The organism is Pseudactinotalea sp. HY158 (assembly GCF_009660225.1).
In the GTDB taxonomy this organism is placed as follows: domain Bacteria; phylum Actinomycetota; class Actinomycetes; order Actinomycetales; family Beutenbergiaceae; genus HY158.
On the sequence record NZ_CP045920.1, the window covers coordinates 2,805,707 to 2,817,921 of the forward strand.

10 protein-coding genes and 1 pseudogene are annotated in these 12,215 nt (G+C 74.0%); 6 read left to right on the top strand and 5 right to left on the bottom strand.

Translation table 11 applies throughout. The features are described from left to right. Positions 1-97 precede the first annotated feature (97 nt). The 5 genes and pseudogenes from GCE65_RS12265 to GCE65_RS16315 form a co-directional block, all read left to right on the top strand. Positions 98-1,231 (top strand): metallophosphoesterase, encoded by a 1,134-nt coding sequence (locus tag GCE65_RS12265; protein WP_153878595.1) that lies wholly within the window; start codon positions 98-100, stop codon positions 1,229-1,231. Continuing rightward, positions 1,228-3,861: an AAA family ATPase gene (locus GCE65_RS12270; protein ID WP_153878596.1), complete on the top strand. Its 2,634-nt coding sequence runs from the start codon at positions 1,228-1,230 to the stop codon at positions 3,859-3,861. Before GCE65_RS12265 ends, GCE65_RS12270 begins: the two co-directional genes overlap by 4 nt. Positions 3,862-3,982: 121 nt before the next feature. Beyond that, positions 3,983-5,278, top strand: coding sequence for a hypothetical protein (locus tag GCE65_RS12275; RefSeq protein WP_153878597.1), 1,296 nt, complete (start codon positions 3,983-3,985; stop codon positions 5,276-5,278). Between the two features lie 116 nt (positions 5,279-5,394). Further along, positions 5,395-5,964, top strand: a complete 570-nt coding sequence (gene sigK / locus GCE65_RS12280; RefSeq protein WP_228759938.1) for an ECF RNA polymerase sigma factor SigK — start codon at positions 5,395-5,397, stop codon at positions 5,962-5,964. 232 nt (positions 5,965-6,196) lie between these two features. Further along, positions 6,197-6,706, top strand: a pseudogene (locus GCE65_RS16315) (anti-sigma factor domain-containing protein); the annotation flags it as partial. A 9-nt stretch (positions 6,707-6,715) separates the two neighbouring features. Here GCE65_RS16315 and GCE65_RS12295 read toward each other — a convergent pair. The 4 genes from GCE65_RS12295 to clpS form a co-directional block, all read right to left on the bottom strand. Then, on the bottom strand, positions 6,716-7,486 hold the full coding sequence (locus GCE65_RS12295) for an MBL fold metallo-hydrolase (protein ID WP_153878600.1): 771 nt from the start codon (positions 7,484-7,486) through the stop codon (positions 6,716-6,718). Next, positions 7,483-8,301, bottom strand: coding sequence for a glutamate racemase (gene murI, locus GCE65_RS12300; protein WP_228759939.1), 819 nt, complete (start codon positions 8,299-8,301; stop codon positions 7,483-7,485). Before murI ends, GCE65_RS12295 begins: the two co-directional genes overlap by 4 nt. Positions 8,302-8,456: 155 nt before the next feature. After that, complete coding sequence (locus GCE65_RS12305) at positions 8,457-9,080, bottom strand: DUF2017 family protein (RefSeq protein WP_153878602.1); 624 nt, start codon at positions 9,078-9,080, stop codon at positions 8,457-8,459. After that, on the bottom strand, positions 9,077-9,394 hold the full coding sequence (clpS, locus tag GCE65_RS12310) for an ATP-dependent Clp protease adapter ClpS (RefSeq protein WP_228759940.1): 318 nt from the start codon (positions 9,392-9,394) through the stop codon (positions 9,077-9,079). Before clpS ends, GCE65_RS12305 begins: the two co-directional genes overlap by 4 nt. A gap of 84 nt (positions 9,395-9,478) precedes the next feature. Between clpS and GCE65_RS12315 the strand changes: the two genes are divergently transcribed. Next, positions 9,479-10,831, top strand: coding sequence for a nicotinate phosphoribosyltransferase (locus GCE65_RS12315; RefSeq protein WP_153878603.1), 1,353 nt, complete (start codon positions 9,479-9,481; stop codon positions 10,829-10,831). Here GCE65_RS12315 and GCE65_RS12320 read toward each other — a convergent pair. Further along, on the bottom strand, positions 10,828-12,210 hold the full coding sequence (locus GCE65_RS12320; protein ID WP_153878604.1) for a deoxyribodipyrimidine photo-lyase: 1,383 nt from the start codon (positions 12,208-12,210) through the stop codon (positions 10,828-10,830). The genes GCE65_RS12315 and GCE65_RS12320 overlap by 4 nt on opposite strands. Between the last annotated feature and the right edge of the window lie 5 nt (positions 12,211-12,215).

Below are 12,215 nucleotides of genomic sequence, written 5' to 3' on the forward strand. Positions count from 1 at the left end.
GGTCCAGGTCACGGTTCGACCACCCGATCGCGGATGGTCGCGGCGATGTCGGCGGGTTCTGTCACGATGGCGGAACGACTCTCGATGGGAGGATTCGATGCGTTTCGTAGCGACCGCGGACTGGCAGCTGGGCATGGCCGCGAACTTCCTCGAGGACGACGCCCGCCCGCGTTTTCATCAGGCTCGCCTCGACGCCGTGCGTGCGATCGCGGCGATCGCCCGGGAGCACGAGGCCGCGTTCGTCGTGGTCGGCGGGGACGTGTTCGAGTCGAATCAGCTCGACCGGGCGATCGTGGCGCGGGCGTGCGAGGCGCTGGCGGAGTTCACGGTGCCGGTCGTGCTCGTGCCGGGCAACCACGATCCGCTCGATGCCGCGAGCCTGTACGACTCGGCGGCGTTCGCGAGCCGGGTGCCGCCGCACGTGCGCGTGCTGCGGGATTCGGAGCCGGTCGAGGTGGTCCCGGGCGTCGAGGTCGTGGGCGCGCCGTGGTTCTCCAAGCGGCCACTGACGGATCTGGTGGCCGGCGCCTACGGGCCGCTCGGGCCCGCGCCCGCGGGCACGACCCGGGTGCTCGTGGGGCACGGCGCGGTGAGCACCCTCGAGCCGGATCAGGAGTCGGCGGCCGTGATCGACGTGCCCGGGCTCGAGGCCGCGATCGCGGAGGGGCGCGTGCACGCGGCGATCCTCGGCGACCGGCACTCCGCGACCGAGGTCGCCACCGGAATCTGGTATCCGGGCACCCCGGAGGTCACGGCCCGCCGGGAGGTCGACCCGGGCCACGTGCTCGTGGTCGAGGTGGACGAATCGGATCGGTCGGTCGCCGTGACCCGGGTGCGCACGGGCCGGTGGGCCTTCGCCACGATCGTGGCCGACCTCCTCGACGAGGCCGATGTGGAGGAGCTCGCCGCGACGCTGGCCGCGCTGCCCGACAAGGAGCGCACGGCCGCCTGGATCAAGGCGAGCGGATCGCTCTCGACCCGGGCGAAGGCCCGGCTGGATCAGGTGCTCGACGAGGCCCGGGACCTGTTCGCCCGGCTCGATCACTGGTGGCGGCACTACGACCTGGCGGTCGTGCCCGAGCAGGCCGAGTTCACCGGGCTGGGGCTCACGGGCTTCGCCGAGGCCGCGGTGGGCGAGTTGGTCGCCTCCGCCCGCGGTGACCACGAGGAGGCCGCCGTCGCCCAGGACGCCCTGGCCCGCCTCTACCAGTACACGCAGGCGCTCCGATGAGGCTCGAGCGGGTGCGGCTGCGCAACTTCCGCGGCGTGTCGGAGTCCGTCGTCGACCTCTCCCCCGGGGTCACGATCGTCTCCGGACCGAACGAGGTGGGCAAGTCCTCGGTGCGGGAGGCGATCCGGCTGCTGCGGGAGGTCAAGCACTCCTCGAAGAGTCAGGCCGTCAAGTCGGTGCAGCCGGTGGGCCGGGACGTCGGCCCCGAGGTGGAGGTGCACCTGAGCAGCGGCGGGTACCGGATGAGGTACGCGAAGCGGTGGATCCGGGATGCCTTCACCGAGCTCGAGGTGAGCGCACCCCGGCACGAGCAGTTGAGCGGGGATCAGGCCCACGACCGGTTCGGGCAGATCCTGGCCGAGACCGTGGATCTGGACCTGCTCTCGGCGCTCGACGTGGCCCAGGGGATGTCCCTCGAGCGCCCGCAGCTGGCCGAGATCGGCGCCCTCCACGCCGCGCTCGATCGCACGGCGGCGGGCGCCGGGCACGAGGCAGGCGAGCCCGGGCTGGACGGCGCGGGACACGACGGGCTGCTCGAGCGGATCGAGGCGGAGTACAGGCGGTTCTTCACCTCGACGGGCAGGCCCACCGGCGAGTACCGGGAGATCGGCGCGAGGCTGCCGGGCCTCGAGTCGGCGGCGGCCGACCTGCGCGAGCAGAGTCGCGTCATGGACCGACGCACGAGCGATCACGAGCGTGAATCGGCCCTGCTCATCGACGACCAGGAACGGATCGGCCGGGCCGGCGCCCGGCTGGAGACGTGGCGGGCCCGGGATCGGGCGCTCGAGCAGCTGCGGGAACGCGCGGAGGAACGCGACCGGGACCTGGCCGGGGCCGAGCTTGCGCGCACCGAGGCGGCCGCTGCCCGGGAGGCGCGCGAGGAGCTGATCTCTGCGCTGGCCCGTCGCACCGACCACCTGGCCGCGATCCGGCTGGAGGCGACCGACCTGGCCGAGACGGCCCGGCCGGCAGGTGAGCGACTCGGCGAGGCCCGGGAGCGCGCCCGGGTGGCGGGCACGAACCTCGAGGAGGGCCGCGGTCGCGCGGCCCGGGCGACCAAGGCACTCGAACGAGCGCAGGACTCCACGGCGCTGATCGAGCTCCGGCGGCGGCTCGACCGGGCCCGCGAGGCGGACGGGCATCGACTCACCGCGGTGGCCACGCTCGAGGGTGGGCCGCGGGTCGACGCCTCGACCCTTGCGGGATTGACCGATCTGGCCACCCGGGTGACCCTGGCTCGGCGGGCCCGGGAGGCCGCGGCGGCCCGGGTGCTCGTGCAGCCTCTCGGTGAGGTGTCCGTGCTCGTGAACGGCGCCGCGATCGATGCCCCCGAGACCCGGCATGCCACCGACGCCGTGACGGTCGAGGCCGCCGGCGTGCTGCGGGTGGAGATCCACCCCGGAGCGGGGCCGGCCGATCTCGAAGGGGACCTCACCCGGGCCGAGGAGTCACTGCGTGAGGCGCTCGCCGGCGCCGGCGTCGCCTCCCTGGCGCAGGCGCGCCGAGTGGCCGAGGAGCAGACCGAGGCGCTCACCGCCCGGGACCGGGCGGTGAGCACCCTGACGGCACTGCTCGACGGGCAGAGCATCCCCGAGCTCGCCGAACGGGCGGCGACTCTCGAGGCGCGAGTCGGGGTGCTGTCCGAGGATCCGGACGCCTCCGTCGACGAACTACGCACCGCGGCGGCCGAGGCCGAGGAGGCGGCCGCCCGCGCCGAGCGCGCGAACACCGAGGCGCAGCGGGCGCTCGAGGCGGCCCAGGCCGCGAGCCGGGAGGCCGAGACCGCCCTCATGCGCGCGCAGGTCGCCGTGGAGCAGCAGGGCGAGGAGCACCGCGTGGAGCAGGAGCGGCTCGACCGCGCCCGGTCCACGCTGACGGACGAGGCCGTGGCCCTCGGGGTGGAGTCCGCGGCCGCGGCGCTGGACCGGGCCGTCCGAGCGGCTGCGGCCGCCCGGGCGGAGCTCGTCGGCGCCGACGCCGACCGCGTCGAACTCGAGCTGACGAACGCCGACGCGGCACTGGTCTCGGCGCGTGAGCGGCTGGCGGGCACGCGGGAGCGACTCGTCGGAGTGCGTGCCCTGCTCGAGGAGAGCGCCCAGGCCGGGATCTACGACAGGCTCGCGGCCGCCGAGGCCGAGCTCGGGGCGGCACGCGCCGCCCACGAGCGACTGGACCGGTCCGCCCGGGCGATCCGGCTCCTCCGCGAGACGATCCATCGCCACCGCGACGAGGCCCACCGCAAGTACGTGGCACCGTTCCGGGACGCGATCGACCGGCTCGGCCGGCTCGTGTTCGGGCCGGAGTTCGGCGTGCAGATCGACGAGAACCTGCAGATCGTCTCCCGCACCCTCGGCGGCGACACCGTGCCCTTCGACTCGCTCTCGGCCGGTGCCAGCGAACAGCTCGCCCTCCTGGGCCGGCTCGCGTGCGCCCAGCTGATCGACGCCGACGAGGGCGCCCCGGTCATCCTCGACGACACCCTCGGCTTCGCCGACGCCCAGCGGCTCGAGGCCCTCAACCTCGTGCTCGCCACGGTCGGACGCCAGGCCCAGGTCGTGCTCTTCACCTGCCAGGAGGACCGCTTCACCGGCGTCGGCGGCGCGACCACGGTGCGCCTGCCCACGCTCTGACCCCGCCCCGCGCCCCACTCGAACAGGCCGTGGGAGACGAATTCCGGACCGGACCCATCCGCCCCCGCGACCGCTCCGAACCCCGGGTGACAGAACACGACACCCGAATGAGGAGCACATCATGCGATCGATCCACAAGGCCGCGACGGTCCCCGCCGCGCTCGCCCTGATGCTGGGCATGGCGGCATGCGGAACGGGCGACGACGAGCCGAGCGCCTCCCCACCCGACACGATGAGCCAGACGCCCGAGGAATCCGCGGAGCCGACCAGTTCCGAGGCCCCGAGCGCCGTCCAGCCGACGGGCACGGGCGACCCGTTCGAGGACGCCCGCACCGCCGCCGCGCACATGCCGGGCACCGCCGCCACCCTGGCCGCGGGCTTCGTCACGGCCCTCGACCTGCCCGGTGACGCGGACTCCGACGCCGCCACCCTGCGCGCGAACCTCACCGCCCTGCTGCAGGAGCACGTCTACCTCGCCGGCATCGCGGTCGCCACCGCCTATGCGGCGGGCCCGGACTCGCCGGAGTTCGACGCCGCCGCGGCCACCCTCGACGAGAACTCGGTCGATCTGTCCGAGGCGGTCGGCTCCCTCGCCGGGGACGAGAACGCGGCGGCGTTCCTCGACCTGTGGCGCACGCACATCGGCTACTTCGTGGACTACGCGGTCGCCGTCGCCGGCCAGGACGAGGCCGGAGCTGACAAGGCCACCGCCGAGCTCACCCAGTACACGAAGGATGCAGGCGCCTTCTTCGACAAGATCAGCGACGGTCACCTTCCCGCCGCGACGATGACCGACGCGCTCTCCATGCACGTGGAGACCCTGAGCGCGGCGATCGACGACCTCGCCGCAGGCAGCCCCGACGCCTACGACACCTTGCAGCAGGCCGCCGCGCACGTGAGCACGGCGGCAGGCGTCATCGCCGACGGGCTCGTCGCCGCCACCGGCATGAGCGGCGACCCCGACGACGAGGCCTCGACCCTGCGCACCAACCTGACCCAGTTGCTGCAGGAACACGTGTACCTCGCCTCGATCGCCGTCTTCACCGCCTACACCGCCGACGGCGGCCCCGACTCGGAGGCGTTCAAGGCCGCGGCGGCGACCCTCGACGGGAACTCGGTCAGGCTGAGCGAGGCGGTCGGCTCCCTCGCCGGGGACGACAAAGGGGCGGCGTTCCTCGACCTGTGGCGCACCCACATCGGCTACTTCGTGGACTACGCGGTCGCCATCGCCGGCGGGGACGACGCGGCCGCCCAGCAGGCACTCGTCGACCTCGACGACTACCGTGGCGACGCCGGTGACTTCTTCGCCACGATCTCGGACGGGGCGCTCCCCGCAGACGCCATCGCCGAGGGGCTCGCGATGCACGTGCAGACCCTCGCCGGAGCGATCGACTCCCTCGACGAGGCTCTCAACTGACGCACCCGGCACATCCCGCGGCGGCGGGCCGGAACCACCGGCTCGCCGCCGTCGCCGGTGGCACGGCCCACCGGCCCCCGTCGCGGGAAGCGGGCACGGCTCGTCATACTGGGTCCGTGTCCTCCCTGACCGACGTCCACGCATCGCACCTGGCGGTGCTCATGCGACGCGTCGGCCGCGGCGACCAGCAGGCCTTCGCCGAGGTCTACGACGCGCTCTCACCGATGGTGCACGGCACCGCGCTGCGGGTCGTGCGCGACCCCGATCTGTCGGCAGAGATCACCCAGGAAGTGATGATCGACGTGTGGCGCCACGCCCCCGACTTCGACGAGGACCGCGGCAGCGTGCCCGCCTGGGTCGCCACGATCGCCCACCGGCGCGCGATCGACCGGGTCCGCGCCGTCTCCTCCCAACGCGCCCGGGACGAGTTCGTCGGCGTCCGCGACCAGCAGGTCCCGTTCGACGCCGTGTCCCAGCACGTCGAGGACGACGACGAGCGCCGGCGCGTGCGCCGCTGTCTCGACACGCTCACCGACCTGCAGCGCCAGGCGATCGACCGGGCCTACTACGGCGGGCGCACATACCGGCAGGTCGCCGCGGAGACGGGCGTCGCCCTGCCGACGATCAAGTCCCGGATGAGGGACGGGCTCATGGCCCTGAAACGCTGCCTGGAGGTGGGCTCGTGAACGATCCCAGGGTGACCGCCGACCTGCTCGCCGCCTGGGCGCTGGACGCCGTCGAACCGGCCGAACGCGCGCTCGTCGAGCACGCCATCTCCGCCGACCCCGCTCTCGCGCGCGAGGCCCGGGCCCTGCGTGAGACCGTCGCCGCGCTCGCCGCCCAGGACGCCGTGCCCGCGCCGGAACACGTGCGCGCCGCGGTGCTCCGCGCCGTCGCCACCGAGCCGCAGCAGGACTCCGGCCCGGTGGACGAGCGCCCACCGATCGACCTCGCCGCGGCCTCGCGCCGGCACGGGCGGGGATGGCGGATCGCCCGCTGGGCCGCGGCCGCGGCCGTGGTCGCGGCCATCGCCGTGCCGACGGGCATCGCCGTGCAGGAGTCGCGTCAGGCCGAGGCGCGCGCGACCGGGCGAGCGCCGTGATCGAGGCGCTGGCCCGCCCCGGCGCGACCCTCTACGCGCAGGACGTCGCCGGCGGTGGCCGCGCGGTCGTCGTCGCCGCGGGCGGTCGGGGGCTGTTCGTCATGCGCGGAGTGCCCCCCGCCGGAAGCGGACGCACCTACCAGCTCTGGGCGGTCGGTGCCGGCGGCGCGGTCTCCGAGGGGATCATCGAGCTCCGCGCGGGTACGGCGCGCACGGACGTCGACCGGCTTGCGGCCGGGACGACACTCGCCGTGACCATCGAACCGGCGGGCGGTTCCCCGCAGCCGACGACCGAGCCGGTCGTGGCGATCGACCTCGCGGGCTGAGGCCCGGTCTTACAGCGACCAGCACGCCCCCGGTGCGGCCAGGTCGACCGGCCCGGAGAACGTGGTGCAGGCCTCGGCCCGGACCGTCGCCGGATTCGTCCACGGCGGGATGTGGGTGAGCACGAGTCGCCTCGCGCCGGACCCGCTCGCCAGCTCCCCGGCGCGCCGACCGGTCAGGTGGATGCCGCGCACGTGATCGCGACCCTCCTCGAACGCGGCCTCGGCCAGCAGCAGGTCGGCCCCGTCTGCCGCCCGGCTCACGCCCTCGCACAGGTCCGTGTCGCCGGTGAAGGTCAGCACGCGCGTGGTGCCGGCCCGCTCCCCCGGGCCGGTGATGCGCAGCGCGAACGCCGGCACCGGGTGCAGCACGGGGAACGGTTCGATCGTGAGCGAGCCGAGCCGCACCCGCTCCCCCGGCCGCCACGCCTCGACCCGGAAGGGGGACTCGGCGCCGTCGTCGCCCGCGATCTGCGCGAGCCGCTCGGACGTGCCCTCCGGGCCGAACACCCGCATCGGCGCGTAGGGGCCGGTCGGGGCGTACTTCAGGTGCACCTCGAGCGCGGCGGTGTCGACCACGTGGTCGGCGTGCAGGTGGGAGAGCAGCACGCCGTCGAGCGTGCCGGGGTCGACGAAGCGCAGGAGCTGGCCGAACGCGCCCGAGCCGAGGTCGAGCACGACCGAGGTGATCGTTCCCCGGTCCTCGGCCTGGAGGAGGTAGCAGGAGGAGGCGGACTCCGGCCCGGAGACCGATCCGGAGCAGCCGACGACGGTGAGCTTCATGGGGCCTCTCGAATGATCGGGATCTCACCGGTGACGGCCAGCGCGCTCTCCGCCCCCACATCGGGGCCGAGGAAACGCCGGGCGAGCCGGTCGAAGGCCGCCGGGTCACCGGTCGACAGGAAGGTGTACTCCGGCGGGGACGACTCGCGCCGCTCCAAACCGTGGGCCACGAGCGTGCGGTAGACATCCTTGGCCGTCTCCTCGGCCGACGACACGAGCGTGACGGCCTCACCGGTCACGTACGAGATCGCGCCGGTCAGGAGCGGGTAGTGGGTGCAGCCGAGCACGAGGGTGTCGACGTCGGCCGCCATGACCGGGGCGAGGTACTCGCGCGCCGCGGCCAGGACCTCCGGGCCGGAGGTGAGCCCGCGCTCCACGAACTCGACGAACCGCGGGGCGGCGTTCGTGGTGAGGTGCAGGTGGGGCGCGGCGGCGAAGGCGTCCTCGTACGCCCGCGAGTCCACGGTGGCGCGGGTGCCGATCACCCCGACCCGGCCGCTGCGGGTGGCGGCCACGGCCCGGCGCACGGCCGGCTGGATCACCTCGACCACGGGCACGCCCCGGCCGATCGTGTACCGTTCGCGGGCGTCGCGCAGGACGGCGGCGGAGGCGGAGTTGCAGGCGATGACGAGCATCTTCACGCCGGCGGCCACGAGCCGGTCCATGATCGCGAGGGCGTGGGCGCGCACGGTCGCGATCGGCAGCGGGCCGTACGGGGCGTTCGCGGTGTCGCCGATGTAGTAGATCGACTCGTTCGGCAATTGGTCGATCACGGCGCGGGCCACGGTCAGTCCGCCCACCCCGGAATCGAACATGCCGATCGGTGCTCCACTCACAAGAGCCGAGGGTAGCCCGCGGGGCCGGATCGCAGCCGCATGATCACGGCGACTGTGGGATGGTTCACCTCGCCCGAGCCACCGGTCCGGGACCGTTCCGGCGCCCGCCGAGGGGCTCGCGCGCCGCGTGCAGGTCAGTCCTCGGCGTGGTCGAGGAGCGCCTCGAGCACGCTCTCCTGCAGCGCGCCGAGGATCGTGTAGACGTGCGCGAACAGGTGTCGGAAGTACGCGTTCTGGTCCCCGAGGCGATCCGGTGCGCTCTGCCGGGCGAGGTGGGCCACCTCGTCGGCGCGCTCGGGCGAGTCGATCCGCATCCACGTGGCCAGGATGAGGCGCATCGTGTTGACCCCGGCGGCCCAGTCGAGCGCCTCGGCCATGCTCAGGCGCACCTCGTCGCCCTCGTCGAGGGAGTCGTGCACGAGTTGCAGCTGCCCGAGCTTCGCCTCCCGCAGGTCGTGCTCGGTCAGCCGGCGGAACTCCGCGGCCACCTCGTCGTCGGTGACCCGGGCCGGCGGGAGCAGCCGGGCGGCGGCCTCGTTCGTGGGCGCCTCGAGGTCCTCGGCGGACCAGCCGACCACCTGCACGCGCGGGTCGGGATGCGCGATCGAGGGTTCGACCGGCTCCGCGAGGGAGTCGGCCGTCGCGATCCGCCCACCGAGGGTCACCGCCATGTCGATGCAGCGCAGGCGCAGGAACTCGCGGGTGGTGGCATCGATCGACGCCACGCACGCCCCGTTTCGATACGAGAACAGGCTCATCGCTCCCCCTCCTGGGCCATCGTGGCCCACAGCCCGTAGCGGTGCATCGCCTGCACGTCCGCCTCGATCCGTTCCCGGCCGCCGGTGCTCACGATCGCGGAGCCGGCCTCGTGCACCCGCAGCATGAGGGTCTGCGCCCGCTCGCGACGGTAGCCGAAGTGACTCATGAACACGTAGGTCACATAGCTCATGAGGTTGACCGGATCGTCCCAGACCACGCACCGCCAGGGTGCCTCGTGCGCCGGGCGGGCGACCACCTGCGGATCCTCCCCGGGGAGCACGATCGGCAGCGGCATCTCGATGCTTGAACTCACGGGAACCAGCCTACGGCGCGCCGCCGACACGGGCCGCGCGGGGTGCCGGGGCGACCCGTCCCCCCGCGCGATAGGTTGGGCCCCATGGCGCACGCATCGACCCCGGGCCCCGGCCTGACCAGCACCGCCCTGTTGACCGACCGCTACGAGCTGACGATGCTGCAGGCCGCGCTCGCCGACGGCAGCGCGCACCGCCGGTCGATCTTCGAGGTGTTCACCCGCAGGCTCCCGCCCGGGCGCCGCTACGGCGTCGTGGCCGGCACGGGCCGGCTGCTCGAGGCCGTACGGGACTTCCGCTTCGACGAGGCCGAGCTGGACTACCTGCGGCGGGAGAGCGTCGTCGATACGCCCACCCTGGACTACCTCGCGGACTACCGCTTCACGGGCGACATCTACGGCTACGCGGAGGGCGAGGTGTTCTTCCCGGGCTCGCCGCTGCTCGTGGTCGAGTCCGAGTTCGGCGAGGGGGTGCTGCTGGAGACCGTCGTGCTCTCGATCCTCAACTACGACTCGGCGGTCGCCTCGGCGGCCTCGCGGATGACGTCCGCGGCCGGGAGCCGCCCGTGCCTGGAGATGGGGTCGCGGCGGGCGCACGAGCAGGCGGCGGTCGCGGCGGCGCGGGCGGCGACCGTGGCGGGCTTCGTGGGCACGTCGAACCTCGAGGCGGGGCGCCGGTACGCGATCCCGACGATCGGCACCGCGGCCCACGCCTTCACCCTCCTGTACGACACGGAGGAGGAGGCGTTCGCGGCGCAGGTCGCCGCCTACGGAACCGGCACGACCCTGCTCGTGGACACCTACGACATCCCCACCGGCGTGCGCCGCGCGATCGCGGCCGCGGGCACGAGCCTCGACGCGGTGCGGCTCGACTCGGGAGATCTGGGCGCCGTGGCCCGGGAGGTGCGCGAGCAGCTCGACGCCCTCGGCGCGGCGGGCACGAAGATCGTCGTCTCCTCCGACCTGGACGAGTACTCGATCGCGGCGCTCGCGGTGGCCCCGGTCGACTCCTACGGCGTGGGCACCTCCGTGGTGACCGGCTCCGGCGCCCCGACCTGCTCGATGGTGTACAAGCTCGTGCTGCGGGAGAACTCCGCGGGCGAGATGGAGCCGGTGCAGAAGGTGTCGAGTTCGAAGGCGAGCGTCGGCGGCCGCAAGAACGCCGCCCGCCGGATCGACCCCGCCGGCCGCGCGAGCGAGGAGGTCATCGTCTCGGGCGCCGAGGGCGACTGGTCACCGGCGGGCGAGGACCTGCGGGCGCTGCACGTGCCGCTCGCCCGGGCCGGGGTCGTCGACGAGGACCACATCGGCGCGGCGGGACTGCTGCGGGCGGGGCGTCGTCATCAGGCCTCGCGGGCGGAGCTGCGCCCCGCGGCCCGGCGGCTCTCCGCGGGCGACCCGGCGCTCGCGACCGTGCACGTCGACGTGGCCGAGGTCTAGCCGGCCGGGTCGGGGAACGATCGGCCCCGTGCGTGCCCGTAGCGGGCGAGCGCCTCCGCCCGGGCGGCGCGATGCTCGACGATCGGTTCCGGATACCCGCCCGCGAGGCCGGCCGGAGCGGCCCACGGCTCGTGGATCGCCGCGCCCTCGAGGTGGCCGAGCTCGGGCACGTAGCGGCGGATGTAGCGGCCGTCGGGGTCGAACTTCCGCCCCTGGGTGATCGGGTTGAAGATCCGGAAGTAGGGGGCGGCATCGGTGCCCGTGCCCGCGACCCACTGCCAGCCGTGATTATTCGAGGCGAGGTCGCCGTCGATCAGGTGGGCCAGGAAGTGTCGGGCGCCGTGTGGCCACCAGATGTGCAGGTGCTTGACCAGAAAGCTCGCGGTGACCATGCGCAGCCGATTGTGCATCCACCCCTCGGCGAGCAGCTGCCGCATCCCGGCGTCCACGAACGGGTAGCCGGTGCGGCCGGCGCGCCAGGCGTCGAGGGCCGCCGCGGCGTCGCCGTCGGAATCCGGGTCGTCGTAGCCCATGCCGGCGAGTTGCCGGCGTAGGTCGTTCCAGGCGGAGTCGGGATGATGCCAGAGCACGTCCGCGTAGAACTCCCGCCAGGCGAGCTCGTCGACGAACGTGTGCGCGCCCGCGCCCCGTCGGCGGCCCAGCGCGGCGAGCAGGGTGCGCGGATGGATCGTTCCGTATTTCAGGTGCGCGGACAACCGGCTCGTGCCATCCAGGTCCGGGCGGTCTCGCCGGTCGGCGTAGTCGGTGACGTCCTCCTCGAGGAACGCGTGCCAGCGTTCAAGCGCTGCGGCCGGACCGAGCGCGGGCGCTGCCACAGCGGACTCCGGGAGTGCCGGCAGGTCCTCGGACTCGATGGTGCGCGCGAGCCGCAGGCCCGCCGGCACGATCGCCGGACGCGGCCAGCCGTGGTCGCGCCAGGCGCGCGAGTACGGCGTGAACACCTTGTAGGGATCACCCGAGCCGTTCCGGATCCGCCCGGGGGTGACGGCATACGGGCTCCCCGTGGCCACGAGCGGTATGTCGCCGAGCGCGTCCCGCACGCGCTCGTCCCGGCGGCGCCCGTACGGGGTCGTCTCCGCCGAGACGTGGACCCCGGCCGCGTCCGCCTCGGCGGCGACCTGTGGAACCACCGTCTCGGGGCGCCCGGTGCGCACGACGAGCGCGCCGTCGTAGGCCTCCTGGGCGGCTGTCACCGCGGCCAGGTAGGCCCGGGTCCGCACCGGTGAGCCGGCCAGCAGGCCGGGATCGAGGACGACGAGCGGCACGATCGCGTTTCCGCCGGCCTGGTCATGGGCGCGGCCGAGCGCGGGCAGGTCCTCGATCCGCAGGTCCCGTCGGAGCCAGAGGAGTGTGCGCACGAGGC